The organism is Sphingomonas sp. BT-65, from assembly GCF_026107375.2.
Taxonomy (GTDB): domain Bacteria; phylum Pseudomonadota; class Alphaproteobacteria; order Sphingomonadales; family Sphingomonadaceae; genus Sphingomonas.
The window spans coordinates 548,297-574,215 of sequence record NZ_JAPCIA010000002.1; the positions used below are offsets into that span (position 1 = coordinate 548,297).

Sequence of the window (25,919 nt, forward strand, 5' to 3'; positions counted from 1 at the left end):
GGCAATAAGTCGGGCATCGAGGTTCGTTCGAAAGGACAGCACGCGCACCGCTTGCGCCGCGGCCTACCCCTTCTTGATCGGACGCAGGACAAAGGAGCAGCCAGTCCACGGCGCTGATTCCTTTGGGCAGTGTCCGAAGTTGCCGTGGCGGGTGCGGGTTCGATGCGCGACAACCCCTCGCTGTCTGAGCAGGGGCCGAGCGATCGATGATGATCGAACGACGCACAACCACCATACAAGAAGGCATCGCGGCGCTCGCCGCGCAGGGGCATGGCACCCGCGCGCATCCGGCCTATTCGATGCGCACGCGGATCTGCTTTCCGTTCGCCGGCGGGCTGATCGGGGGAAGCCATGTGTCGGCGCTCAAGCTCGTCCAGTCGCTCGATTCGACCGAGTTCGAACCGCTCGTCCTCCTGCACAGCCTGGAGGGTCCGCTGCGCGATTTCGTCGAGCGCGAAGGCATCCGCTTCGAGCTTGCTCCCCCGGTGCATGTCTGGCGGCCGGGCGATCGCGCCGCGGCGCGCGAGGTCATCCGGTACCTCCCGGACGTGCTGCGCATGCGCGCCTATCTGAAGGAACGCGACATCCGCATCGTCCATACCAATGAAGGGCCGATGCACGCGACCTGGGCGTTGCCCACGCGGCTCGCCGGCGCGCGCCACATCTGGCACCATCGCGGCCATCCCCGCGCCCGCGGCCTGCGCGTCCAGGCGCCGCTATTGGCGAGCCGCGTGCTGTGCGTCTCCAACTACGCCGCCCCCGACCCGGGCTTCTGGTCGGCGCGCCGCAAGTCCTCCGCCGTCTACAGCCCGTTCGACACCTCGATCGCCGAGATCGATCGCGAGGCGGCGCGCGCCGCGCTCGAATCCCGTCTCGGCATCGGTCCGGAGACCGTCGTCCTGGCCTTTCTGGGCCATTTCTCCGCACGCAAGCGCCCGCTCATCTTCGTCGAGACGATCGCCGCGCTGCGTCAGCGGCGGCCGAACCTCCCGCTGGTCGCGCTGATGTTTGGCGAGGAGTTCGAGCCCGGGATCGAGGCACGTCTCCGCGCGCGGATCGATGAAGTCGGGGTCGCCGACCTCGTCCGGATCATCGGGTTCGTCCAGCCCGTCGAGCCCTGGCTCGCGGCCAGCGACGCGCTCGTGGTTCCCGCCGTGGACGAGCCCTTCGGGCGCACGCTCGTCGAAGCGATGCTGGTCGGCACGCCGGTCGTGGCGGCAGCATCCGGCGGCAATCTCGAGGCGATCCGCAATCGCGGCAATGGCCTGCTCGCGCGCGTCGACGATCCCGCCGATCTGGCGGCGCACATACTCGAGCTGATCGATCACCCCGAGCTGGCGGCCACGATCGCCCATCGCGCCAAGCAGGAAGCGCTGCTGAAGTTCAGCGTCGGGCATCACGTCAAGAAGGTCACGGCAATCTATCGGGAGGTGCTCGCAGCATGATCGCGCCATCCTATCGTGCCGCTTCGGCGATGCCGGGGCTCGTACAGCATGTCACGACCAGCCTCGACGTCGGCGGCGCGCAGACGATGCTCGTCAAGCTGGTCGAGGCCGGCGTCGCCAAGCGCAAATGCGCGCGGCCCGCGGTGCTCTCGCTGATGCGGCCCGGCACGCTCGCGCCGCGGCTGCGGGACACCGGCTGCCCGACCTACACGCTGGGCATGTCGCGCGGGTTCCCCGGCCCGGTCGCGACGCTGCGGCTGCTGCGGATCACGGCCATGCTGCGGCCCGACATCCTCCAGGGCTGGATGTACCACGGCAATCTCGCCGCGAGCGTCGCCGGCCTCGCGGCGGGGCGAAAAGTGCCGGTGTTCTGGAACGTGCGCCACTCGGTCGCCGACCCGAGAGTCGAGAAACGCAGCAACCGGGCGCTGTTCGCACTCAGCGCGCGGTTGTCGCGATCCGTGGACGGCATCATCTACAATTCGCGCGTCGCGGCCATGGAACATGCCGCGATCGGCTTCGATCCCTCGCGTGCGATCCACATCCCCAACGGTTTCGACCTGTCGCGCTACCACCCCGATCCCGCGGCGCGCGGGCGGCTGCGGATGCTGTTCGATCTTCCCGGCGACGGAATCCTCGTGGGGATGATCGCGCGCAACCATCCGATGAAGGACCATGCGATGCTGGTCCATGCGATCGCGCGCGCGCGCGCTGCAGGCCACGACCTGCGGCTGCTCCTCGTCGGACCCGGGATGGACCGGCCTGACGCCGCGTTGCGGCAGGCGATCGCGGCGTGCCTGCCGCCCGAGGCGGTGACGCTGGCGGGCGAGCGAACCGATATCGCCGATTGGCTGCCGGGACTCGATCTGCTCGCGCTCTCCTCCGCCTGGGGTGAGGCGTTTCCCAACATCCTGGGCGAAGCGATGGCGTGCGGCGTGCCCTGCATCGCCACCGATGTCGGCGACAGCGCCTGGGTGCTCGGCGAGGGGGGCCTGATCGTCCCGCCGCGCGATGCCGAGGCGATGGGCGCCGCGCTCGAGCGGATCGCGGCGCTGGACGGGGACGCGCGGCGGAGCCTCGGCGCGGCGGGCCGTGCGCGCGCCATCGCCCATTTCGACATCAACGACATCGCCGTCCAATACCGCCGGCTCTACGCCAGCGCCGTGCAGCGGATCACGCGAGACACCGCGCGCGCCAGCGCGAGCACGCTGGCGAGCGATGCGGGAGTTAGCCAGGCATGAAGGTCCTCGTGCTCGCGAGCCTCGCTTACTCCCTGGTCAACTTCCGGGGCGCCTTGCTGCGCGAGATGATCGCCGAGGGTCACGACGTGGTCGCATGCGCGCCGGACGAAGACCCCGCGACGATCGCCAAGCTGTCGGCGATGGGCGTCCGCTTCCGGCAGGTGCCGATGGACCGCACGGGGACCAATCCGTGGCGCGATCTCCGCACGCTGCGCGCGATGGTGAGGACCATCCGCGCCGAGGCGCCCGACATCATCCTCGCCTATACGCAGAAGCCGATCGTCTATGGCGGCATCGCCGCGCGGCTGGCGGGCGGAGGCGCGCGTTTCTTCGCGATGGTGAGCGGCCTGGGGCACGTCTATTCGGAGGACGGGCCGGCGTCCTGGACTCGCGCCACGCTGCGGCGGCTGACGTCGCTACTCTACCGCGTGGCGGTTGCACGTGCGGCCGGCATCTTCGTCTTCAACGCCGACGATGCGGACGAGATGCGCCGCCATGGCATTGTCGGACGCGGCCGCCGCATCGTCCAGGTTCCCGGCTCGGGGATCGACACCACCGACTTCCGGCACGTCCCGGTTCCGGAGGGGGCGCCTGTGTTCCTCCTGATCGCACGGCTGATGCGCAACAAGGGCATTGGCGAGTTCGTCGAGGCTGCGGCGTCGGTCCGGGACCTCTATCCCGATGCGCGGTTCCAGATCCTCGGCCCGCACGAATCGGGGCCGGCGGGGTTCGCCGCCGAGGAGGTCGAAACGTGGCGCGCGCGCGGGATCGAGTATCTCGGCGCGACGCGCGACGTTCGCCCCTGGCTCGCCCAGGCGAGCGTGTTCGTGCTGCCGACCTGGTATCGCGAGGGGCTGCCGCGGACGATCCTCGAAGCCATGGCGACCGGTCGGCCGATCATCACCACCGATATGCCGGGCTGCCGCGAAACGGTGGTGCCGGGCGAGAACGGCTTGCTCATTCCCCCGCGCGACGCGCCCGCGCTGGCGCAGGCGATGGCGCAGCTCGCCGCCGATCCCGCACTGGTCCGGTCGATGGGCGCGCACTCGCGGCAGCTGGCGCAGCAGCGCTTCCGCGTCGACAAGGTCAACGCGCAACTGCTCGGCGAGATGAGCCTGACCGGCGCGCCGCCCGTGCCACACCCGCGGCGCGCGCTGAGCGACTACCGGCTTGCGGAACGCGGGCTCGCGATGCTGACGCTGGTCGCGGCGGCGCCGCTCCTGCTGCTGGTCGCCGGCGCGGTCGCGCTGATGCTCGGCCGGCCGGTGCTGTTCCGCCAGCGCCGCGCGGGCCAGGGCGGACGGACATTCCAGCTGGTCAAGTTCCGCTCCATGTCCCACGCGAGCACCGGGGACGGGCGACTCCTCCCCGACGCGGCGCGCCTCACCGGCTTCAGCCGCCTGTTGCGGCGCAGCCGGCTCGACGAGCTGCCCGAGCTGTGGAACATCGCGCGCGGCGAGATGAGCTTCGTCGGCCCGCGCCCGCTGCTCCCCGAGACGGTGGACGCGATGGGCGAGCGCGGCAAGCGCCGCGGCGCGGTGCGGCCGGGCCTCACCGGCTGGGCGCAGGTGAACGGCAACGCGCTGCTCAGCGACGCCGACAAGCTCGCGCTCGATCTCTGGTATATCGACAACCGCTCGCTCGCGCGCGACGCCAAGATCGTCCTGCGCACCCTGGCAATGCTCACCCATGGCGAACGCATCAGCGACCTCAACATCGGGAGGGCTTATGCGCGCACTGCTGATCGGCGCGGTTGAGGGCACGCGCGTCGCAGCCGACGCCATCGCCGCCACGCCGGGCTGGGAGCTCGCCGCCATCGCGACGCTGCCGCCCGAGCTTGCCGCGCGGCACTCCGATTTCATCGACCTCGCCCCGGTCGCCGCGCGCCACGGCGCATCGCTGCTTCCTGTCGCGCAGTGCAACGCGCCGGCCTTTCTCGAGGAGATGCGAGGGCTCGCCGCCGACATCGTGTTCGTGATCGGCTGGTCGCAGATCTGCGGCCCCGAGTTCCGCGCCGCTGCGGGAGGCCGCGTGGTCGGCTATCACCCCGCTCCCCTGCCCCGGCTGCGTGGGCGGGCAGTGATCCCGTGGACGATCCTGCTCGACGAGAAGATCACCGCCTCGAGCCTGTTCTGGATCGACGACGGGGTCGACAGCGGCCCGCTGCTCGCCCAGCGCTTCTTCCATGTCGCGCCCGGCGAGACCGCCGCAACGCTCTACGCCAAGCATATGACCGCGCTCGACGCGATGCTGCGCGAGTTGCTCCCGCAGCTGGCCGAGGGTCCGGTCCCCGGTGACGCGCAGGACGAGGCGGTTGCCACCTGGGCGACGCGCCGCCGTCCGGCGGACGGGCGGATCGACTGGCGCGAGCCCGCGGACCAGGTCGAGCGGCTGGTGCGCGCGGTCGGCCGGCCCTATCCGGGCGCCTTCACCGAGGCCTCCGGTGAGCGCGTCACGATCTGGGCGGCTCGCGCCTGCGCCTGCGCCGACCGCCAGCATGCCAGCCCAGGTCAGGTCGTCCTGCGCGATGCGACCGGCTTCGCGGTCCGTTGCGGCGACGGCCGCGCGCTCCATGTTCTGGACTTCGAAACCGCGGCGTCCGGCGCGCCGATGCTGCACAGCGTGCTCGGGGGCGGCACATGACCGATCCCCTGGCGCGCATGGGGACCGTCCTGGTCGTCGCGCCGCACCCCGATGACGAGATTCTCGGATGCGGCGGCACGATCGCGCGCCTCGCCGCGGCCGGTCACGACGTCCATGTCGCGATCGCGACCCGGGGAACGCCGCCGCGCTATAGCGAAGAGGATGTCGAGCGAGTCCGGCAGGAGGCTTCGGCCGCGCATGCGCTGCTCGGCGTCGCGCAAACCCACCATCTCGACCATCCCGCCGCCGGGCTCGACCGCGTCCCCCATGCCGAGCTCAACGCGACGATGAGCGCGCTGTTCGCGGCAGTGGAGCCGGATACGCTGTTCCTGCCGTTCGTGGGCGACATTCATCTCGATCACCAGCTGATCTTCCGCTCCGCGCTCGTCGCCGCGCGGCCGCACAGCTGGAACTATCCCGTCCGAATCTACGCCTATGAGACGCTGTCGGAGACCAACTGGTCGGCGCCGCACCTCGACCCCTCGTTCGTGCCCAACATCTTCGTCGACATCCACGAGATGCTCGAGCGCAAGCTCGACGCCTTCGCCTGCTACCAGTCGCAATGCCGCGCCTTTCCGAACGAGCGTTCGCCCGAAGCCTTGCGCGCGCTCGCGACCCTGCGCGGGGCCACGGTCCATCGGCGGGCGGCGGAAGCCTTCCTGCTCATCCGGGAGATAATCTGATGCACCAGCTCATTAGGGACCAGGCGCTGGAGATCCCGCCAATCACGGGCCACGACCGGCAGCTGACGATGCTGCTCTGTTCGGCGGGGCGGCGCGTTGGCCTGTTGCGTGCGTTCCGCCGCGCTGCCGCCAATCTCCACGTCGATCTGCGCATCATCGCCTGCGACGTGCAGCCCGAATGGAGCGCCGCCTGCCGGCTCTCCGACCTGGCGGTGCGCGTGCCCTATGCGGACGATCCGGACTACATCCCGGCCATTGAGGCGATCTGCCGCGAATATAATGTCGGGCTCGTCGTGCCCACGATCGACCCCGAACTGCTGCCGCTCGCGGAAGCGCGCGAGCGGCTTGCGGCGGTCGGCACGACGGTGGCGGTGGGCGATCGTCGAGTGATCGAGATCTGCCGGGACAAGCTGCGGACCGCCACCTTCCTCGCCGAGCACGGGATTCCGGTTCCGCGGACCATCGACCTGGCACTGGCGGACCGGCGGGACTGGAACGGACCCGCGATCGTCAAGCCCCGAAGCGGAAGCGCGGGACGCGCGATCACGCGGGTCGACGATCTCGGCGCACTGACCGGGATCGCGCCGGAGCCGATGGTCGTGCAGGAGCTGCTCGAGGGCGAGGAATGGACGGTCAATATCTATTTCGACCGCGCGGGCGCCCTGCGTTCGGTCGTGCCGCATCGCCGCGTGCAGGTTCGCGCCGGTGAAGTCGAGAAGGGCGTGACCGGGCGGCAGGATCAGCTGATGGAAATCGCCGGGCAAATGGCCGCCTGCCTGCCCGGCCCCTATGGCGCGCTCTGCTATCAGGCGATCATCGCCGCCGACGGCTCCGCCAAGGTGTTCGAGATCAACGCGCGCTTCGGCGGCGGCTACCCGCTCGCCGACTATGCCGGCGCGAACTTCGCGCAATGGCTGATCGAGGAGCGGCTCGCACTTCCCAGCACCGCCGCGAACGAATGGACCGCCGGCGTCGCGATGCTGCGGTTCGATGCGGCGATCTTCGTCCGGCTATGAACACGACGATCGTCTTCGACCTCGACGATACGCTCTATCGCGAGTCCGAGTATGTCCGCAGCGGCATCCGTTCGGTCGACATTTGGGTTCAATGGCAGCTCGGCGTGCCCGGGTTTGCCGCCACGGCGATCAGGCTCTGGAACGCCGGCCGCCGCGAGCTGCTGTTCGACGCGACGCTGGCGGAGCTGGGCGCGCCGGCCGATCCGTCGACGATCGCGGCGATGGTGGCTGTCTACCGCGATCATGTCCCCCGCATCCGGCTCGCCACGGACGCGCGTGTGTTTCTCGCCGGCGATCACGGGTTCAGCCTTGCGTTGATCAGCGACGGTTTCGGCAAGACGCAGCGGCGCAAGGCCGCCGTGCTCGGACTGCCGCGCTACCCCTTCGACCCGCTCATCTTCACCGACGACTGGGGCCGGGACTATTGGAAGCCGCACCGGCGCGCCTTCGAAGCGGTCGAGGCTGCCCATCGCGGCCGGTCGAGCCGGTTCGTCTATGTCGCGGACAATCCGGCCAAGGATTTCCTCGCGCCGCGCGCGCTCGGCTGGGCAACGGTGCAAATCGACCGGCCCAGCGCGGTCCATCCCCGCAACCCGCCGAGCGAGCGGCATCACGCCGACACGCGCATCCGGTCGCTGCGCGACCTGACGCGGCAGCGAGTCGAGAGCCTGTTCGACCCGGTTTTCATGAAGCTGCGCGCATGAACGTGGCGTTCGTCCTGTCGGCTCTGGAAGCGGGTGGGGCAGAACGGGTCCTCAGCGAGATCGCCAGCGCGGCGATCGCCCGCGGGTGGCGCGTCACGCTGATCACTTTCGACGCGCCCGGCGATCCAGTCTTCCACAAGATCGATCCGCGCGTCGAACTCGTGCGTCTCGCACTGCCCGCGGGGGGCGAGGGATTGTCCCGGTTCGGCAGGAGCATCCGTCGCCTGATCGCGCTTCGGCGCGCGCTTTCCGGCGGGCGATTCGACGTCGTCATATCGTTCCTCACCAAGATCAATGTGCTGACCTTGCTGGCCATGCTCGGCAGGCGCACACCCGTCATCGTCTCCGAGCGCAACAATCCGGATCGGCAGCCCGCACACCCGCTTTGGCGCGTGATGCTCCACCATCTCTATCCCCGCGCCACCGCGATCGTGATGCTGACCGAGCGCGGCAAGGCGCGGCTGCCGGTTGCGGAACGATCGCGTGCGATCGTCATTCCGAATCCGATTCCCACGCTCGCATTCCGGCCGCGCGAGACGGGCGCGCCGCAGCTGGTGGCCGTGGGCCGCCTGACCGAGCAGAAAGGGTTCGACCTGCTCATCCGGGCATTCGCCCGGATCGCGAATCGCTTCCCCGACTGGAGCCTGCTCATCTTCGGCGAGGGGCCGGAGCGGCCGCGGCTCGAGGCGATGGTCCGGGAACACCGGCTCCAGGACCGCGTGCGCCTTCCCGGCAGAACCGAGCGGCATGGCGAATGGATCGCCGCCGCCAGCATGTTCGCGCTCTCCTCCCGCTATGAAGGATTCGCCAACGTCGTCGGGGAAGCCATGCAGGCGGGGTTGGCCGTGGTCGCCAGCGATTGCGACTTCGGGCCGTCGGACATGATCGAACCCGAGGTCAGCGGCATCCTGGTGCCGCCGGAGGATGTCGGGCAGTTCGCGGATCGGTTGGCGGAGATCATGTCCTCGGAGGCGCGGCGCCGGCAATTGGGTGCCAAGGCCATCGAACGCGCCCGTCAATTCGGTGAAGCTATCATTCTCGACCGCTGGCTGCGCCTGATCGCCAATCCAGTGGCCTGCCTGTCCAATGGCGCGAGCGACATCACCCATGTGAGGGGTCACGGGCTTGAAGAGGGTTTTTCGTGATCCCGAAAGGGAATGGCGGCCCCTCGCGAAGCCGCCATCCGAGTTCAGAACATTGCCGGGCGGCAATGTTCCGGTCGCGTCCCAAGTTTAGCGCGGACCCGGCTGAGTCGAACTGAGGGATTCTACTGAGACGATGGATCGCCCGCCTGCGTTGAATGGCCCAACGAACAATATTCCATTTTGACACACTTGCGCATGCCTTTAGCCGCACAATGGGTTAATATCGGCATAGATATCTTAGTATATATTAAAGTAGGATATTTTTTGTTCCAACTTTGGACATATAAGGAGAAATTGGGTCGCCCCAGTGAAATAGAAGTAATCCGGTCGATGAACCGGGTTCGCTATCACAGACCAACAGGGAGGCGACTAATGTCGAGTGAAGCCATTCACGTAAACATCGTTGGCAAGAACGAGATCGTCCGGGAAGGACTGAAGCGCATTCTCGCCGAACAGGATTTTCTGGTGGACTGCGCCGTATCCTGTGTCGACGACATGGATATGGAGAGCGAACCGTCCGTCGTGATCGTCGATGCCAATGACATCGACGAAGGCCTCGGCGTCTGCGCCGACGTCCGCGAACGCTGTCCCAAGCCACGCATCGTGATCATGGCCGATGGATACAGCATGGAAGATGTCTCGCGGGCCTTCGCGACGGGCGCCGTCGACGCCTATCTCGTGAAGGAGATTTCGTGCGATCCGCTGGCGGGCGCGCTGCGTCTCACCGCGCTCGGCGAAAAGGTGCTGCCCTCGCAGATCGCCGGATCGCTCGCGAGTGCGCCCTCGAGCGCGATTTCCCGCTGTTGGGACGTCGGCGCGAGCGGCACCAACCTGTCCGCACGTGAAGTGGATATCCTGCGGTGCCTGGTCGACGGGGAACCCAACAAGGTCATCTCGCGCCGGCTCAATATCGCCGACGCCACGGTCAAGGTGCACATCAAGGCGATCCTGCGCAAGCTGCGCGTCCGCAACCGCACGCAGGCGGCGATCTGGGCGGTCAGCAGGGGGCTGGCGGGCGAAGCGCCGCGGCAGCCGCTGCCGCTTCCCGCGTTGCGGCCAGCGCACGTTCCCGTCGCAATGTCCGCGCATAGAGCGCCAGACATGCAACTAGCCATATGAGGTTGAAGATGATGTGAGCAACGCCGGCGCCGCTCACGCCCAGCGCCGGCGTTGCCACATAAAGCGCCGCGAAGAATGCGGCTGCCGCGACGACCGCGGTCGCGAACACCTTCGGCTGCAACCCCATGGTCATCAGGGCCGGCCGCAGGGCGCTGCCCGCAAGGAACAGCAGCGCCGCGACCGACTGGACGATCAGCGGCCCTGCCGCATCCTCGAACTCGGGCCCCGCGATCAACCGGATGGCGATGTCGCCCGCGAACACCGCACCGGCGACGAACAGGATCGCGACGCCGAGCGTGAGCAGCTCGACTTGCCGGATCGCCATCGCGAAGCCGTCGAGATCGCGCCGCGCCCAAAGCCGGGCGAGATCGGGAAAGACCACTTGCTGGAGCATCGCCCCGGCCTTCATCGCCGCCAGCGTGAACTTGCGGACCAGCTGATAGACGCCGGCGCCGATCGGACCGGCGACCGCTCCGACGGCCAGGATATCGAGCTCCTGGGTGCTCTTGCGCACCAGCACCGCGCCATTGGCCGACAGGATGAAGGCCCAGATTCCCCGGAACTTGCGCGCGTCCGCCAGCGCGCCGAGCCGTGGCCGGCACCGGTATCCGCGCCGGCGAAGCTCGCGCCACGCCGCAGCTGCCAAGCATACGCGCTGGAGACACGGCACCGCGATCGTGATCGCCAGCAACTCCCATATCGAGCCGTCGAAGACCCACACCAACACTACGGCAATCAGCCGTAGCACGGCGAGCGCAGGATCGATCCACGCGATCAGCGCGAAACGATCGAACAGGCGGAGGATGCCGGTCGGGGTCGACGAGATGCCGAACGCGACGGCGATGGCGTAGAAACTCGCCATCAACCGGGCCTCCGCTCCCCACCCGACCCAGTCACCGACCAGCGGAATCGCAAGCAGCGCGACCGCGCCCGCGGCGAGCGCCCCGATGATATCGAGCGCGATCCCGAAGCCGACCAGCTCGACAAAGCGTCGTTCGTTCCCCGCCTCGAGCGCCTCGGAGCCATAGCGGATCACGGCCTGCCAAGTCTCGAGACGGACGACCTGGTCCACGAAGCGGCCATAGGCTTCGACCATGGCGAGCAAGCCGAGCAATGCCGGCCCCAGCATCTGCGCCATCAGCGCAAGAGTCACCATGCCGATTGCGATCGCCGTGGCGTTGCCGGACGCGAGATGCGCGGCTTGCCGGAGGATCCACCCCATGGGGCGGCGGCGCGGGGCGTCCTCCGCGAAGGGTGCGGCTTCCTTGTCGCCGCCGCCGATGCCGGGGCTGCGTCCGGACTGTGAGGCCTGAGGCTGCACGACCCTCGCTCGTTTTGTAGGATCTTGGGTCTGCCGCTCGCTGAGGGCGATTCCTAGGCGAGCAAGCGGGATAGCTCCACGGGGGTAGCCAACCGGGCCAGGTGCGCATTCCTGCCCGGGTGCCTACCCGAAATCGCTCCACTTCCCCCTTCTGACCAATATCCGTGGATCAAGGGCGGCCTAAGCTCCTTCGCAAATCGCGGAGCTGGGAGTCTGGCCAATGAACATGCAGGAACATGCATTGATGGAGATGCGACCGGGCGCGGTAGCCGTCCCGCAGCACGCGTCAGGCGTCGATTTTCTGCGCGTCCTGCGCCGCCACCAGGGACGGCTGGTCGTCACCTTCCTAGTGGTGATCGGGCTCGCGGCGTTGGCGCTTGCGTTCATCGAGCCGCGCTACCAGGCGACGGCGGTGATGCGCGTCGACGTCGAGGAATCGGCGCTGCGCGGAGAGGAAGAGACCGCCGCCTCGATCCGCGACGCGGAGCTGCGGCGCGAACACCAGATCGAAACGCAGATCCAGCTGCTGCAATCGCGCCCGGTGGCGCGGCAGGTGGTGCGCGACCTCGCTCTGCACGACGACCCCGAGTTCAACCCCGACTCCGATCCAGACAAGAAGACCGGTTGGGACCGGTTCTTTGACCGTCTGCGATTCTGGGACCGGGGCGGCGTCACGGCGACACCGTCGGCCACCGGCGTGGTCTCGCCCCAGCTCGTCGAACGCACCACCGACCGGCTGCTCGAAATGCTCGACGTGGCGCAGGACGGCCAGTCCAGCTTCATCGACGTGACGGTGACCTCGCGGAATCCCGAAAAGGCGGCGGTGATCGCGAACAAGGTCACGCGAGTCTATGTGAAGACCCAGGTCGAGGAGCGCCAGGCGGCGATCCGGCGGCGCATCCAGACGCTCGGCGAGCGAGTCGCGGAACTGCGCGGCCAGCTCGTTTCCACCGAGCAGACGATCGCGGCGTATCGCCGCTCACGCGGTCTCGATGCCGGCGCGGGCAGCCAGGCCAGCGCAGCCCAGATGGGGCGCGCGGCGGCCGAACTCGCCGCGGTCCGCGGGCAGCGGGCGGAAACCGAGCAGCGCAGCGGCTCGGCAGGCCAGATCATGTCGCCGCTGCTGGCGGATCTGCGCAGCCAGCAGACCACGACTCAGCGGCGGCTCGGCGAGCTCAGCACTCTCTATGGCAACGCCCATCCGGATGTGCGCAAGGCGCGGGCCGAGCTGGATCAGCTGGCCGGCAGCATCGCCCAGGAAGCCGGGCGTGTCCGCGCGCAGCTCGCGAACGAAGCCTCGGCGCAGCGCTCGCGCGAGGCGCAGCTCGCGGGCGACCTGTCCTCGCTCCGCGCCCGCTCGCTCGCCGACATCGTCGAGGGCGTGCCGCTGGCCGATCTCGAGCGCAACGCGACGGCCACGCAGACGGTCTATCTCGCGCTGCTCGGGCGGTTGACGGAGATCAGCCGCAACGAGCGGAACGTCAAGGCCGACGCGGCGATCGCATCGCCCGCGCTGCAGCCAACGCAACCGAGCTTCCCGCGCCGGACGCAGATCATGGCAGCGGCCGCCGCTGCGGCGGTCATCTTCGGCATGATCATCGTCATGCTGAGCGAAGCGCTCGACACGCAGGTGCGAAGCGCCGCGCAGGTGTGGGCGATCGCCGGTCTCGCGACGCTCGGCATGGTCCCGGAGCTCAAGAAGGCGCGGCGGCGGATTCCCACCCATCTGCGCGTGATCGGCCAGCCCTATACGATCTTTGCCGAAGCGATCCGTTCGATCGAGACGCGGCTGGGGCGCAATGCGCCGCGCACGACGGGGAATATCGTGCTGGTGACGTCGCCGCTTCCCGACGAAGGTAAGACGAGCATCTCGATCGGCCTTGCCGCGGCGGCCGTGGCCCGCGGACGCCGCGCCGTCGTCGTCGACTTCGACCTGCGCCGGCCGGGCCTCGCCAGTTTGCTCGATGACGCATCGGGCGGGAAGGACCTGCTGGACTATATCCGGGGCGAGGCGGAAATCGACGAGATCATCCTTCCAAGCGGCTCGAACCCGGCGGTGCACGGCGTGATGGCGCACCGGCCGGCGCCGGATCCCGGCGCGGCGATCGCCTCGCCGCGCGTCGATGCATTATTCGCCATTCTTCGCGCGCGTTATGATCTGATCGTCGTCAACACGCCCCCGGTGCTCGCGGTGAGCGATGCCCAGCAACTGGCGCGCTTCGCGGAGCAATCCATCCTCGTCCTGCGCTGGGGACGCACCACGCCGGACCTGCTGCGATCGGCGATCCTGCAGTTCGGGGAGACGCTGACCGGCGTCGTCTTCAACCGCGTACGCTATGGAAAGCACGCGAGGTTCTATTACGGCGACGGCATTCAGCAATATCATCGCTATGCGCGCGACGCTCAACCGGCGTTGCTGCGCCTTCCGATCCTGCGACTGCTCGGCCGCCGTTCGGAGCCAGCCTGAACGGGTCATTCGCACGGTGACCACTCGAACACCAGTCGCGCCTCGTGAAGAGTCAGGCCGTTGACCGCGAACCTGCGCGCGATCAGCGGGGGGCGGAACGTGGGCCGTCCCGGTTCCGACGAACTGTATCTGCTGGTGATCGATCCCCGATCCCTGACCCGCGATTGCCTGGTGGCGGCGCTGGAAGGGGTCGGGGACCTGGGCTCGGTGATCGCCGCCGGAAGTGCCGAGGAGGCGGCGGCGATCCTGGCCGGGATCGACGGGCGCACCGCAGCGCTGCTCAACCTCGCGTCGGACGCCTTCGATCATCCGACGCTCTCGCGCATGATCGAGCCGTTGCGCCAAGCGGCACCTGGCAGCATCCTCGTCCTGACGACGCATGTCGACGCCGAGCATGCGCGCGCCGCGCTGAGCCTCGGGATCGCCGGCTTCCTCAGCGCCGACATGTCGTTCGACCTCACGGTCGAAGCGATCCGGATCGTCAGCCGCGGCTGGATCGCCTATCCCCGATCGATCCTCGAGCAGCCGGCAACCCAGTCGATCATGCTGTCGCCGGGCGCACGCCGCAGCTATGATGCGATGCTCACCGGGCGCCAGCGCCAGGTTCTCGAGGGTTTGTCCCGCGGCCTCACCAACCGGCAGATCGCGACGAGCTTGAGAGTCACCGAACGCACGGTGAAGGCGCATGTGAAGGAACTGATGCGCCGGCTGGGGGCGAGCAATCGCACGCAGGTCGTCGCGATCACCAGCGCTTATCCTTAGATCTAAACAAGCCACCCCGGACAAGTAAGTTATGCACACTGTCCTAAAGGACAATGTGCATTTGTTCAATATTTACCCCGCGACCTATAAGGTGAATTGGGTAAAAATCGCGATCGAATTCATTTTCTTTAAACCAGTGCCGTAGTAGGTCGCGCCTAATAAGAGCACGATTTACTTATCAGCCATGTCAACGACAGGGCGACAAACTCATGTTTTCTATAAATATCATTGAACTATGCATCGACCTTCAAATCATAGTTAACTGATATTTACTAAAAAGAGGTCGCGTATCATGTTTGTCCTCCCACGGCGCAACCTGGTGCCTGTCTTGTCTGCCACCGCCATCGCATCGATCGCCGTCGCGGTGGTGACCGCTCGCGCTGCTCCGATTGCGATCGGATCGGGCGTGGAGCTGACCGCCAAGTTTCGGGTCATGACGCGAGACCTGCTAACCGGCGCCGGCATACAGGCCGCAGGCGCGACCGGCCGAGTCGTCGAAGGGCCGGTCACGCGTTCCGGAGACCGGTGGTGGCGCATTGATTTCGGCGCCGGCGCCGATGGCTGGGTGAACGAGGCGGTGTTGCGCGCGAGCGGGGTGATCGTGACGCCCAGCCCCAGTCCGACGCCGGCTCCCGGACCTGCTCCCTCCCCTCAGCCTACGCCCACACCTTCGGCCGGTGCGGCCGCCGCCTTCGCCAATCCCGACAATGGCAACATCCCCGACCGGGCGCTCCACCCGCTCGCCTTTCCGACCGCGACCGGCTTCGGAAAGCGCACCAGCGTGCGCAGCGCCAACGCCGTGGTCTACAAGATCAACACGCTGGAGGATGTCGCCAGCGCGGGGGACGGCAAGATCAGCTACCGCGAATGCGCGCTCGCCCTGGCGGTGACGAGCCCCTATAGCATCCCAGCGAACCGGCCGCGCTACTGCGTCTTCGACGTCGCCGGGGCGATCGTCCTGCAGTCCTCGGCATTCATCACCAAGCCGCAAATCTATATCGCCGGACAGACTTCGCCGGGCGGGATCGAATTCCGGCTGGGCGACCGCTACAGCCCGGTGGACTCGCTGATCGACACCCGCCACGGCGGCAACCACATGATCCTGCGCCATGTGCGCACGCGCACCGGCCCGCATCTCGGCCGCCTCTCGGAAAATGGCGATCCGATCCGGCTACAGGGCACCAACAATCAGATCCTCGATCACGTATCGACGATGTTCGGCACCGACGAGAGCCTGGACATGGCGTGCGTCGACTGCACGGTGCAATGGTCGATCATCGGGCCCAATATCTGCCGCAACGGCGGGCACGTCGGGGCGCTGCACTGCAAGACCTTCTTCCTCAAGCCCGCCTCGCGCATCACCATCGCGCACAACCTCTCGCAGCATGGCGAGCAGCGCGGCATCAACATCGCCGTCGGAACCAACCCGGCGACCGCTGGTGCGACAGGTCAGGTCGATGTGGTCAACAACGTCCTCTACCACTTCATCGCGGAGGCGGGGCTCGTCTCGAACCAGTTCGGCAGCGTCTATGCCAACTATGTCAACAACGTCTATCTGCGCGGGCCGCGCTACAATGCCAGCGACGGCAATTACCTGGTCGGTCTCTACACGCCGGGGAGTTCGTCGGGCTTCGGCTTCAACATCCATTCGACGGGCAATGTGACGCCGCGCACGCGGATCGCCGGGCAGTTCGGATCGGCTACGACGGATCCGTTCCAGAACACCGCCGGTTTCATCGCGCATGTCTCGCCGAGCTCGATCTGCGGCGTCACCAGTACCGGCGCGCGCGATTGCAGCCGCACCGGCCTCGCCACGGTCCAGAACCTCGCTTACGCCCTCATGCCGGGCCTCACCGCACCTTCGTTCGATCCGGCGCGGGTCGTGCCGGCGGAGCAGGCGCTGCGCGACGTCCTCGCCTTCGCCGGCGCCGATCGCTGCCGCGATGGCGTGTGCCGCGACAATGTCGACCAGATGTACGTCGACGACGTGCGCAGCTGCGACTCCGCGCCCTATCTGTTCGCGTCGAGCTGGCCGGGGAGCATCGCGGATGTCGGCGGCTGGGCACGGATCACGGCGGGCGCCGCCAAGCCCGACCGCGACAATGACGGCATGCCCGACGACTGGGAGAGCCGGTTCACCAACACCAACCCCAATGTGTGGGACGCGAACGACGACAAGGACGGCGACGGCTACCCGAACATCGAGGAATATCTGAACGCGCTCGCACAGGATGACGTTCGATATTCCGGCATGGTCGGGGCCGGCACCGGGCGCGTGCCCGCCTATAATTGCGGAAGGCCGATGTTCTGATCCACGCCTACCCCACCCGTGGCCGCCGCGATCGGCCTGTCCGACAGGCAGCACGCTTCAGCCATGTGCCTCAAATTGGGGCATGAAATGGCCCGGCCCGCGGATTCGCGGCGGCCGGACGCACCGGCTTCCGGCAACTGCCCCAAAATGGATGATACGGGGTAGTACGGATTAACAGGTTGGCACCATGCGCTAACAGCATGATCTTCTTTGGTTGTTCCGCCTTGGTGGAAATTTGCTTGGAAGGTGATCGTGCTCAACCCACTCCTCGCCAAGCTCGACAGCAAGATGCGGCTGGGCCCCGAGGAAAGAGGCGCACTTGCCGCATTGATCCAGAACAGGACACATCGCCTGCCGGCGCGGCAGGATCTCTATGTCGAAGGCGATCCGACATCACCGATGATCGTGATCCTCGACGGTTGGGCGTGCCGCTACGATCAGCTGGCCGATGGCCGGCGGCAGATCGTCGAGCTGTTCCTGCCCGGCGACATCCTGGGCCATGATTGCCTGTTCGCGGAGCGCCAGGATCATTCCGCCTGCTCGATCTCGCAGCTCTATTATGCGCAGATTTCCCGGACCGATCTTGACGCGGCGGTCCAGCAATTCCCCGCATTGGGCCGGGCGCTGCTATGGGATGCTTCGGTCGCGGCGGCGATCCACCGGCAATGGATCCGTTCGCTCGGCAGGTTGAGCGCCACGCAGCGGATCGCGCACCTGTTCTGCGAGCTGTTCTACCGTTCCGCACGCGCCGGCCTCGCGCGAGGCACCGCGTTCGACATGCCGATGGGTCAGCGCGATCTTGGCGATGCGCGAGGCCTGAGCGCGGTGCAGGTCAATCGAACGGTGCAACTGCTGCGCTCCGCCGGCTTGCTGGGATGGCGGCGGCGCGTCGTCGAGATTACCGATCTCCCGCGCCTGGCGACGATCGCGATGTTCAGGCCGCATTATCTCGACGTCGAACCCGCCGGCGAACGGCTCGCGTCGCCTTCTGGCGCCGCCGCGGCGCCCAATATTCGCCCTCTGCCGGAGGAACGCGACCTGCCTCTGTTCAGATAGCGACGGTAGCCCGCGCGGTTTCCCCGCCGTCGCGTGCCCGCGACACCCCATGATAGCGGCAATACCAGTCCACGAAGGCGGCGACGCCGTCAGCGATACCGGTACTCGGAACATAGCAGGTCAGCGCGCGCAGCAGCGACGGGTCCGCCGCCGTGAGCGGCACGTCCCCCGCCTGCATCGGCAGCATGTCGAGGCGCGCCTGCCTGCCGATACAGGCTTCCACGGTTCGAATGAAGTCCATGAGCTCGACGGGATGCCCCCCGGCGATGTTCACGACCCGGTAGGACGCGACCGGCGAAAGGCTGTCGACGACGCCTCCCGCATCGGCCGGCGCGCCTTGCACCGGCATGGCGTCGACCAGCCGGACGATCGCCTCGACCAGATCGTCGACATAGGTGAAGTCCCGCGCCATCCGGCCATTGCCGTACACCTCGATCGGCCGGCCGGCGAGGATGGCGCTGGTGAACTTGAACAGCGCCATGTCCGGGCGTCCCCACGGCCCATAGACGGTGAAGAAGCGGAACAGCGTGCTCGGGATCGCGAACAGATGCGCATAGGCATGCGCCATCGCCTCCATGCCTTTCTTGGTCGCGGCATAGAGGCTCATCGGATGGTCGGCGCGGTCGGTTTCGCCGAACGGCACCTTCTCGTTCGCGCCATAGGCGGACGAGGTCGACGCCATCAGCAGATGCCGGGGGCGAACCGCGCGCGCCAGCTCCAGCACCGCCCAGGACCCCGTCAGGTTGCTCGACACATAGGTCGCCGGCGCGTCGATCGAGTAGCGCACGCCCGCCTGCGCCGCGAGGTGGACGATCACTTCGGGCGGACGCTTCTCGGCCGCGCGCATCAGCTCGTCCCGGTCCTCCAGCAGTGCCTCGGTAAAGCTGTAGCCGGGATACGCCTCAAGGATGGCATTGCGCGCCCGCTTGAGCGCGGGGTCGTAATAGTTGGTGAGCGCGTCATAGCCGGTCACCTGATGCCCTTCGGCGAGTAGCCGCCGCGCAAGGTGGAAGCCGATGAAGCCCGCGCTGCCGGTGACCAGGAACTGGGTCATTCGGCTGCCTCCAACAGCGGCTCCGCCTCGCCCGGCATCGGCCGCCCGATACCCGCATAGACGAACCCGGCGCGCTCGACCTCCTCCGGCTTGTAGATGTTGCGCAGGTCGACGAGCACCGCACGCGCCATCGCCGCGTGCAGCCGAGCCAGGTCGAGCGCGCGGAACGCGTCCCATTCGGTGACGATCACCAGCGCCGATGCGCCCTCCGCGGCGTCATAGGCCGAACGCGCGAAGCTGACGTCGGGAAGCAGTGGCCCGGCCGCCTCCATGCCCTGCGGATCATAGGCGCGGATCGTGGCGCCTGCGTCCTGCAGCGCCTGGATGATCGTCAGCGCCGGCGCCTCGCGGATGTCGTCGGTATTCGGCTTGAAGGTCAGGCCGAGCACGGCGGCGGTCCTGCCCCGCAGGTCGCCGCCAGCCGCCTGGAGCACCTTGCGCGCCATCGCGCGCTTGCGCGCATCGTTGACCGCGACCGTCGCCTCGACCAGCCGCAGCGGCGCGCCATGGTCCTGCGCGGTCTTCATCAGCGCCAGCGTGTCCTTGGGAAAGCAGGAGCCGCCATAGCCGGGCCCGGCATGGAGGAATTTCGGCCCGATGCGATTGTCGAGCCCGATGCCGCGCGCGACCTCCTGCACATCGGCACCCGCCTGCTCGCACAGATCCGCGATCTCGTTGATGAAGGTGATCTTCATCGCGAGGAACGCGTTCGCGGCATATTTGATCAGCTCGCTCGTCCGGCGCCGCGTGAAGAGGATGGGCGAGCGGTTGAGGAAGAGCGGGCGATAGACTTCCTCGAGCACCGCACGGGCGCGCGCGTCCTCGATGCCGATCACGATGCGGTCGGGGCGCTTGAAGTCCTCGATCGCGGCACCCTCGCGCAGGAATTCGGGGTTCGATGCGACGGCGAAGTCGGCGCCGGGATTGGTCTCGCGGATGATCCGCTCGACCTCGTCCCCCGTGCCGACCGGAACCGTCGACTTGGTCACCACCACGGTGAACCCGGCGAGGTTCCGCGCGATCTCGCGCGCCGCTCCATGGACATAGGAGAGGTCCGCATGCCCGTCGCCGCGCCGCGCCGGGGTGCCGACGCCGATGAACACGACCTCGGCCTCACGCACGGCCTCGGCCAGCTCGGTCGTGAACGAGAGGCGGCCGGCGGCGACGTTGCGCGCGACGAGCTGGTCGAGCATCGGCTCGTAGATCGGGATGCGGCCGGCGCGCAGCGTCGCCACCTTCGCCGCATCCTTGTCGACGCACACCACCTCATGCCCGAAATCGGCGAAGCACGCCCCGGAAACCAGTCCCACATAGCCGGAGCCGATCATCACCAACCGCATCGTGAACCCTCCTCTTCGAGACAGCATCGGTGGGTAGCGGATCGGCACGCGCGCGTGCGGGGCGCATTGGAGGGAGCGCCTGACCCTTACTGGCGCTCGCGATCCGCGGCGCGGCGCGATCACTACTTCCGGGCTACCCCGCGTTCCCCGGCCGCTCAGCGGGCTTGGCAATATTCAGCGCGACAAGGACCCGCCATGCTGCGTGCGAGCCTGAACTGACCGACGGAAACACCATGCGCCTGACGCAACCGCTTTCACCTACTCTCACGCATCTCGAACGGCTCGAGGCCGAAAGCATCCATATCCTGCGCGAGGTGGTCGCCCAGGCCGAGCGGCCGGTCATGCTCTATTCGGCGGGCAAGGATTCGGCGGTCATGCTGCATCTCGCGCTGAAAGCCTTTTATCCCGCCCCACCGCCTTTCCCGCTGCTCCATGTCGACACGACTTGGAAGTTCCGCGCCATGTACGAATATCGCGACCGTGCCGCGGCCGCGGCGGGAATGGAGCTGATCGTCCATCGCAACCCCGAAGCGGTGGCGCGCGGGATCAACCCGTTTGATCATGGCAGCCTCCACACCGAGATGTGGAAGACCGAGGGGCTCAAGCAAGCGCTCGACGCGCACGGCTTCGACGCGGCGTTCGGCGGCGCCCGGCGCGACGAGGAGAAGAGCCGCGCCAAGGAACGGGTTTTCAGCTTCCGCGACCGCAATCACCGGTGGGAACCCCGCGACCAGCGCCCCGAATTGTGGCGGCTCTACAACGCCCGGGTCGCCAAGGGGCAAAGCCTGCGCGTCTTCCCGCTCTCCAACTGGACCGAGCTCGACGTCTGGCAATACATCCTCGCCGAAGGGATCGAAATCGTCCCGCTCTACTTCGCGGCACCGCGGCCGACGGTGGTGCGCGACGGTATGATCCTGATGGTCGACGACGAACGCTTCCCGTTGAACGGCGAAACGCCGGTCGAGCGCTCGATCCGCTTCCGCACGCTCGGCTGCTACCCGCTCAGCGGCGCGGTGGAGAGCAAGGCCACGACCCTGCCCGAGCTGATCCAGGAAACGCTGCTCGCGACGACGAGCGAGCGCCAGGGCCGGGCGATCGATCAGGAGGGCGACGCGAGCATGGAGCGCAAGAAGCAGGAAGGATATTTCTGATGGCCGAACCCTATCGGCTGGTCGCCCCAAACTTCGACGCCTGTATCGCACAGCATCAGGAGCGCTCCCTGCTGCGCTTTCTGACCTGCGGGTCGGTCGACGACGGCAAGTCAACGCTGATCGGCCGCCTGCTCTATGATTCCAAGCTGATCCTGGAGGACCAGCTCGCCAGCCTCGAGGCAGTGTCGAGCGGTAGGCAATCGATCGACTTCGCTTCCTTGGTCGACGGGCTCGCTGCCGAGCGCGAGCAGGGCATCACGATCGACGTCGCCTATCGCTTCTTCGCGACCGGGAAACGCAAGTTCATCGTCGCCGACACGCCCGGGCACGAGCAATATACGCGCAACATGGTCACCGGCGCGTCGACCGCCGACCTCGCGGTGATCCTGATCGACGCGCGCAAGGGCGTGCTGACCCAGACCCGACGCCACAGCTACATCGTCCAGTTGCTCGGGATCCGTCACATCGTGCTGGCGGTAAACAAGATGGACCTGGTCGGCTACCAGCAAGCGGCGTTCGACGCGGTGGTCGAGGACTATGCGGCCTTCGCGCGGCAGATCGGCATTCGCGATTTCACCGCCATTCCCATCTCGGGCCGAAACGGCGACAATATCGCCGGCCGGTCGGATGCGATGCCGTGGTATTCGGGCCCGGCGTTGCTCGAGCATCTCGAGACCGTGGAGGTCGATGTCGAGGCCGACGCGACGAAGCCGTTCCGGATGCCGGTCCAATGGGTCAATCGCGCCGGTCAGGACTTCCGCGGCCTCGCGGGCACGATCCCCAGCGGGGTCGTGCGGCCAGGCGACCCTGTGCGCATCCTGCCTTCGGGACGGACCAGCAGGATCGCACGGATTGTGACGTTGGCCGGCGACCTCGAGCTTGCCCGTGCCGGCCAGTCGGTGACGGTGACCCTGGCGGACGAGATCGACTGCTCCCGCGGCGACGTCATCGCCGCCGCCGACGCGCCGTTGCAGGTTTCCGACCAGTTCGAGGCCTCGCTGGTCTGGCTGGACGAGGCGCCGCTGCTGCCAGGCCGCCGCTATCTGCTGCAGACGGCAAGCACGACCATCGGCGCGACGGTGATGCAGATCAAGCATGCGGTGGATCTGGAAACGCTTGGCGAGGCGCCCGCGCGCACGCTGGCCTGCAACCAGATCGCCGTGGCCACGCTACGGCTCGACCGCGCGATCCCCTTCGCCGCCTATGCCGAATGCCGCACGCTCGGCAGCTTCGTCCTGGTCGACCGCGAAAGCCATCGCACGCTGGCGGGCGGCACCTTCCATTTCTCGCTGCGCCGCGCCGACAACATCCATTGGCAACCGCTCGAGGTGCGCCGCGAGCAGCGCGCGGCGATGAAGGCGCAAGTGCCCAAGGTCCTGTGGTTCACCGGCCTGTCGGGAGCGGGCAAGTCGACCATCGCCAATCAGGTCGAGCGCAAGCTGCATGCGCTCGGCTACCACACCTTCCTGCTCGACGGCGACAATGTGCGGCATCGGCTGAACGGCGATCTCGGCTTCACCGACGCCGACCGGGTCGAGAATATCCGCCGCGTCGGCGAGGTTGCGGCGCTGATGGCCGATGCCGGCCTGGTCGTGCTCGCCGCCTTCATCTCGCCCTTCCGCGCGGAGCGCGAGATGGTGCGTGCGATGGTCCCGGAGGGCGAGTTCGTGGAGATCTTCATCGACACCCCGCTCGGCGAAGCCGAGGCGCGCGACGTGAAAGGCCTCTACCAGAAGGCCCGGCGCGGCGAACTCGTCAACTTCACCGGCATCGACAGTCCATACGAGCCGCCTCTGGAGCCCGACCTGCAGATCGACACCATGCGGTGCTCGTCGGAGCAGGCAGCCGACCAGATTCTCGCAGCCCTGTTCCCCTGAACTGACCGGCGCCTGGATCAGGGGAAGCATGCGCTCAGGCGCGGTCTTCGCCCATGCCGGCTGCAAAGGCGATGCGCAGCGCCCCGGACAGGCTGCGCGCCTTGAGTTTGATCATGATGTTCGCGCGATGCACCTCGACGGTGCGCGGCGAGATGCCGAGATAATAGGCGATGGTCTTGTTGGGATGACCTTGCGCCAGCCCCTCGAGCACCTCGCGCTCGCGATCGCTCAGCACGCCGAGCACGACCTCCGCGTCGGCCGCACGGACCATGATGCTCTTCTCCGCGGCAAGCCGCTCGAATGCGCGGCGGATCGCATCCTCGAGCGCGTCGGTCTCGAAGGGCTTCTCCAGGAAATCGACCGCGCCCGCCTTCATCGCCTTCACCGCCACGGCGATATCGCCATGGCCAGTCAGTACGATGACCGGCATCGTCACGCCGCGGTCGTTGAGCTGCTGCTGGACCTCCAGGCCGTCAATCTCGGGCATGCCGATATCGAGCAGGATGCAACCGCATTCGATGTGGCGCACCTCCTTGAGAAATCCCGCCCCCGATTCCCAGGTGCGCACGGCATAGCCGATGCTCTTGAGGTAGAAGCTCGTTCCACGGCGGACGCTTTCCTCGTCGTCGATGACGTGAACCAGGGGCCTGTCGGTCATTCGGACACCTCCGCATCGGCACGGATTAGGGTGAAATGGAAACGCGCGCCTCCCTCGAGCTGCGGCTCCATCCAGATACGCCCGCCATTGGCCTCGACGATGGTGCGGCAGATCGACAGGCCGAGGCCGAGGCCGTCGCGCTTGGTGCTGTTGAAGGCGCGAAACAGATTCTCGGTGATCTCCGGAGCAACCCCCGGTCCGGTATCGGCCACGGTCACGCGCAGGAAGCCGTCATCGTCGGACGCGCTCGAAACCGTCAGCAGGCGCGACGGCGACTGGCCCATCGCCTCGATCGCGTTGCGCATGAGGTTGATCAGCACCTGCTGGATCTGGATCTTGTCGACGAGCACCTGGCGCACCGCATGGTCGAGCTCGATCTGCGTCCGGATGCCCTTTTCCCGCGCGTCGAGCAGAGCGAGCTTCGAGGCTTCTTCGACCAGCTCCACCAGGTCGGCGACCGACTTCTCGACCTCGCCGCGCGCGACGAACTCGCGCAGGCGGCGGACGATCGCCCCCGCGCGCAGCGCCTCCTCATAGGCACCGTCGAGCCCGTCCTCGATCATGCCGCGATCATCGAGTTTGTCCTCGTGCAGCAAGTTGCGGGCGCCGCGCACGAAGGTGGCGACGGCGGTGATCGGCTGGTTGAGCTCATGCGCCAGCGTCGAGGCCATGGTTCCCATCGCGCTGACCCGCGCCGCGTGGACCAGGTCGCCGCGCAGCTCGTTGATGCGCCGTTCGGCGGCCTGCTTTTCGGTGAGATCCCGGATGAAGCCGGTGAACACACGCGTGCCGTCCGAGATCGCTTCGCCGATGGCGAGCTCGATCGGAAAGGTGGTGCCGTCGCGCTTTTGCCCGATCACGCTCCGCCCGATCCCGATCACCCGTTTCTCGCCGGTGATGAGGTGGCGTTTGATATAGCCGTCATGGCGCTCGCGGTCGGGCGAGGGCATGAGCCGGCTCACGTTCAAGCCGATGACCTCGGCTTCGGCATAACCGAACAGCCGCTCGGCAGCGGCGCTGAACCAGAGGATCTTGCCGGTCTCGTTGATGACGACCATCGCGTCGGGAACGGTGGCGAGGATCGAGCGGAAGTGCGACGCGCTCGCCGCGAGCTTCTGCTCGGCGGCACGCTGTTCGGTCACGTCGCGGATGACCTTGCCGAACCCCTTGAGCTCGCCCTGCTTGTCGTACAACGCGGTGAGGGTGACGTGCGCGAGGAACTCCGATCCGTTCTTGCGGACGCGCCAGTCCTCCTTCTCGAGCCGCCCGTCTTCGCGCGCGCGCGCAAGATCGAGTTGCGGCTTGCCTGCCGCGACCGCGGCTTCGGGATAGAATAGCGAGAAGTGACGGCCGACCACCTCGGCCTCGCGCCAGCCCTTCAGGCGCTCCGCCGCCTTGCTCCAGATCGTCACATTTCCATCGGGGTCGAGCATGTAGATGCCGTAGCCGGTGGCGCCGTCGATCAGCAGGTTGAGCTCCTCGGCAAGCTCGTCGGCGAGCTCGGCACGCCGCTCGGCACGCCGCTCGCTCTCTTGCGATTTGCGGCGAAGCCAGGTCATGTGCCCGGCGATCAGGATCGTCAGGCTCGCCGCAACAGCGAAGATCAGCAGGCTCAGCGACCAGAACGGTCCCGGCGCCCATCCCATTGCCCGGACGGCGGCAACCGCAAGCAGCGCCGTGAGGATCGCCGGCCCGCGCCCCGCGAATACGCAGACGACGAGAACGCCAATGGCGAAGGACAAATAATATGCGCGCCCCTGCAGCCAGGGGTCCAGGATCAAGCGCACCAGCGTGGCGACGGCCACAACCAGGATGGCGAATCCATAGCCGCGCCAAGCTCGAGTGCTGATGGTATCCCCTTCAGCGTTCATGTGGCCCCCGCCGGACGGTTCAAGTGCCGGCCAGCGGTCGCAACATAACATATGT

General features: G+C 67.4%; 19 protein-coding genes. 15 read left to right on the forward strand and 4 right to left on the reverse strand.

All coding sequences use genetic code 11. The features are described from left to right. The first annotated feature begins 209 nt into the window (after positions 1-209). From OK349_RS17165 to OK349_RS17225, 13 genes are all read left to right on the forward strand, one after another. Positions 210-1,445, forward strand: coding sequence for a glycosyltransferase family 4 protein (locus tag OK349_RS17165; RefSeq protein ID WP_265119126.1), 1,236 nt, complete (start codon positions 210-212; stop codon positions 1,443-1,445). Beyond that, on the forward strand, positions 1,442-2,686 hold the full coding sequence (locus OK349_RS17170) for a glycosyltransferase (protein WP_265119127.1): 1,245 nt from the start codon (positions 1,442-1,444) through the stop codon (positions 2,684-2,686). Before OK349_RS17165 ends, OK349_RS17170 begins: the two co-directional genes overlap by 4 nt. Beyond that, positions 2,683-4,443, forward strand: a complete 1,761-nt coding sequence (locus OK349_RS17175) for a sugar transferase (protein WP_265119128.1) — start codon at positions 2,683-2,685, stop codon at positions 4,441-4,443. The genes OK349_RS17170 and OK349_RS17175 overlap by 4 nt, the downstream gene beginning before the upstream one ends. Continuing rightward, a complete protein-coding gene (locus OK349_RS17180; protein ID WP_265119129.1) occupies positions 4,415-5,329 on the forward strand; it encodes a formyltransferase family protein in 915 nt (304 codons plus the stop codon). Before OK349_RS17175 ends, OK349_RS17180 begins: the two co-directional genes overlap by 29 nt. Next, positions 5,326-6,012: a PIG-L deacetylase family protein gene (locus tag OK349_RS17185; RefSeq protein ID WP_265119130.1), complete on the forward strand. Its 687-nt coding sequence runs from the start codon at positions 5,326-5,328 to the stop codon at positions 6,010-6,012. Before OK349_RS17180 ends, OK349_RS17185 begins: the two co-directional genes overlap by 4 nt. Next, positions 6,012-7,028 carry an ATP-grasp domain-containing protein gene (locus OK349_RS17190; RefSeq protein ID WP_265119131.1) on the forward strand — a complete coding sequence of 339 codons (1,017 nt, stop codon included), beginning with the start codon at positions 6,012-6,014 and terminating at the stop codon, positions 7,026-7,028. The genes OK349_RS17185 and OK349_RS17190 overlap by 1 nt, the downstream gene beginning before the upstream one ends. Then, entirely contained in the window at positions 7,025-7,732 is a 708-nt protein-coding gene (locus OK349_RS17195; protein ID WP_265119132.1) for an HAD family hydrolase, read from the forward strand. The genes OK349_RS17190 and OK349_RS17195 overlap by 4 nt, the downstream gene beginning before the upstream one ends. Beyond that, on the forward strand, positions 7,729-8,877 hold the full coding sequence (locus tag OK349_RS17200; RefSeq protein ID WP_265119133.1) for a glycosyltransferase family 4 protein: 1,149 nt from the start codon (positions 7,729-7,731) through the stop codon (positions 8,875-8,877). Before OK349_RS17195 ends, OK349_RS17200 begins: the two co-directional genes overlap by 4 nt. A gap of 372 nt (positions 8,878-9,249) precedes the next feature. Then, positions 9,250-9,996, forward strand: coding sequence for a LuxR C-terminal-related transcriptional regulator (locus tag OK349_RS17205; RefSeq protein ID WP_265119134.1), 747 nt, complete (start codon positions 9,250-9,252; stop codon positions 9,994-9,996). Positions 9,997-11,537: 1,541 nt separating this feature from the next. Next, positions 11,538-13,784, forward strand: a complete 2,247-nt coding sequence (locus OK349_RS17210; RefSeq protein ID WP_265119135.1) for a GumC family protein — start codon at positions 11,538-11,540, stop codon at positions 13,782-13,784. A 60-nt stretch (positions 13,785-13,844) separates the two neighbouring features. After that, positions 13,845-14,546, forward strand: a complete 702-nt coding sequence (locus tag OK349_RS17215) for a response regulator transcription factor (protein ID WP_265119136.1) — start codon at positions 13,845-13,847, stop codon at positions 14,544-14,546. Positions 14,547-14,865: 319 nt separating this feature from the next. After that, the gene (locus OK349_RS17220) at positions 14,866-16,857 is read left to right on the forward strand and encodes a hypothetical protein (protein ID WP_265119137.1); all 1,992 of its coding nucleotides are present in this window, start codon (positions 14,866-14,868) and stop codon (positions 16,855-16,857) included. Positions 16,858-17,109: 252 nt separating this feature from the next. Then, positions 17,110-17,913 (forward strand): Crp/Fnr family transcriptional regulator, encoded by an 804-nt coding sequence (locus OK349_RS17225; protein WP_265119138.1) that lies wholly within the window; start codon positions 17,110-17,112, stop codon positions 17,911-17,913. On the opposite strand, the gene OK349_RS17230 is transcribed toward OK349_RS17225, so the two are convergent. Both OK349_RS17230 and OK349_RS17235 read right to left on the reverse strand, forming a co-directional pair. Continuing rightward, on the reverse strand, positions 17,906-18,967 hold the full coding sequence (locus OK349_RS17230) for an NAD-dependent epimerase/dehydratase family protein (protein ID WP_265119139.1): 1,062 nt from the start codon (positions 18,965-18,967) through the stop codon (positions 17,906-17,908). The genes OK349_RS17225 and OK349_RS17230 overlap by 8 nt on opposite strands. Further along, positions 18,964-20,307 (reverse strand): UDP-glucose dehydrogenase family protein, encoded by a 1,344-nt coding sequence (locus OK349_RS17235; RefSeq protein ID WP_265119140.1) that lies wholly within the window; start codon positions 20,305-20,307, stop codon positions 18,964-18,966. The genes OK349_RS17230 and OK349_RS17235 overlap by 4 nt, the downstream gene beginning before the upstream one ends. A gap of 233 nt (positions 20,308-20,540) precedes the next feature. Here OK349_RS17235 and cysD point away from each other — a divergent pair, with 233 nt between their 5' ends. Then, a complete protein-coding gene (cysD, locus tag OK349_RS17240) occupies positions 20,541-21,458 on the forward strand; it encodes a sulfate adenylyltransferase subunit CysD (protein ID WP_265119141.1) in 918 nt (305 codons plus the stop codon). After that, positions 21,458-23,335 (forward strand): sulfate adenylyltransferase subunit CysN, encoded by a 1,878-nt coding sequence (gene cysN, locus OK349_RS17245; protein WP_265119142.1) that lies wholly within the window; start codon positions 21,458-21,460, stop codon positions 23,333-23,335. Before cysD ends, cysN begins: the two co-directional genes overlap by 1 nt. A gap of 34 nt (positions 23,336-23,369) precedes the next feature. On the opposite strand, the gene OK349_RS17250 is transcribed toward cysN, so the two are convergent. Next, positions 23,370-23,993, reverse strand: coding sequence for a response regulator transcription factor (locus tag OK349_RS17250; protein WP_265119143.1), 624 nt, complete (start codon positions 23,991-23,993; stop codon positions 23,370-23,372). After that, positions 23,990-25,864: a PAS domain S-box protein gene (locus OK349_RS17255; protein WP_265119144.1), complete on the reverse strand. Its 1,875-nt coding sequence runs from the start codon at positions 25,862-25,864 to the stop codon at positions 23,990-23,992. The genes OK349_RS17250 and OK349_RS17255 overlap by 4 nt, the downstream gene beginning before the upstream one ends. Between the last annotated feature and the right edge of the window lie 55 nt (positions 25,865-25,919).

What these genes read in the sequence shown, in the direction of transcription:
- OK349_RS17195 (WP_265119132.1), top strand. Translation starts at nt 7,025, where the DNA reads ATGAACACGACGATCGTCTTCGACCTCGACGATACGCTCTATCGCGAG.
- OK349_RS17180 (WP_265119129.1), top strand. Translation starts at nt 4,415, where the DNA reads ATGCGCGCACTGCTGATCGGCGCGGTTGAGGGCACGCGCGTCGCAGCC.
- OK349_RS17165 (WP_265119126.1), top strand. Translation starts at nt 210, where the DNA reads ATGATCGAACGACGCACAACCACCATACAAGAAGGCATCGCGGCGCTC.
- OK349_RS17250 (WP_265119143.1), bottom strand. Translation starts at nt 23,993, where the DNA reads ATGACCGACAGGCCCCTGGTTCACGTCATCGACGACGAGGAAAGCGTC.
- OK349_RS17210 (WP_265119135.1), top strand. Translation starts at nt 11,538, where the DNA reads ATGAACATGCAGGAACATGCATTGATGGAGATGCGACCGGGCGCGGTA.
- OK349_RS17190 (WP_265119131.1), top strand. Translation starts at nt 6,012, where the DNA reads ATGCACCAGCTCATTAGGGACCAGGCGCTGGAGATCCCGCCAATCACG.
- OK349_RS17175 (WP_265119128.1), top strand. Translation starts at nt 2,683, where the DNA reads ATGAAGGTCCTCGTGCTCGCGAGCCTCGCTTACTCCCTGGTCAACTTC.
- OK349_RS17185 (WP_265119130.1), top strand. Translation starts at nt 5,326, where the DNA reads ATGACCGATCCCCTGGCGCGCATGGGGACCGTCCTGGTCGTCGCGCCG.
- OK349_RS17205 (WP_265119134.1), top strand. Translation starts at nt 9,250, where the DNA reads ATGTCGAGTGAAGCCATTCACGTAAACATCGTTGGCAAGAACGAGATC.
- cysN (WP_265119142.1), top strand. Translation starts at nt 21,458, where the DNA reads ATGGCCGAACCCTATCGGCTGGTCGCCCCAAACTTCGACGCCTGTATC.
- OK349_RS17200 (WP_265119133.1), top strand. Translation starts at nt 7,729, where the DNA reads ATGAACGTGGCGTTCGTCCTGTCGGCTCTGGAAGCGGGTGGGGCAGAA.
- OK349_RS17230 (WP_265119139.1), bottom strand. Translation starts at nt 18,967, where the DNA reads ATGACCCAGTTCCTGGTCACCGGCAGCGCGGGCTTCATCGGCTTCCAC.
- cysD (WP_265119141.1), top strand. Translation starts at nt 20,541, where the DNA reads ATGCGCCTGACGCAACCGCTTTCACCTACTCTCACGCATCTCGAACGG.
- OK349_RS17255 (WP_265119144.1), bottom strand. Translation starts at nt 25,864, where the DNA reads ATGAACGCTGAAGGGGATACCATCAGCACTCGAGCTTGGCGCGGCTAT.
- OK349_RS17235 (WP_265119140.1), bottom strand. Translation starts at nt 20,307, where the DNA reads ATGCGGTTGGTGATGATCGGCTCCGGCTATGTGGGACTGGTTTCCGGG.
- OK349_RS17170 (WP_265119127.1), top strand. Translation starts at nt 1,442, where the DNA reads ATGATCGCGCCATCCTATCGTGCCGCTTCGGCGATGCCGGGGCTCGTA.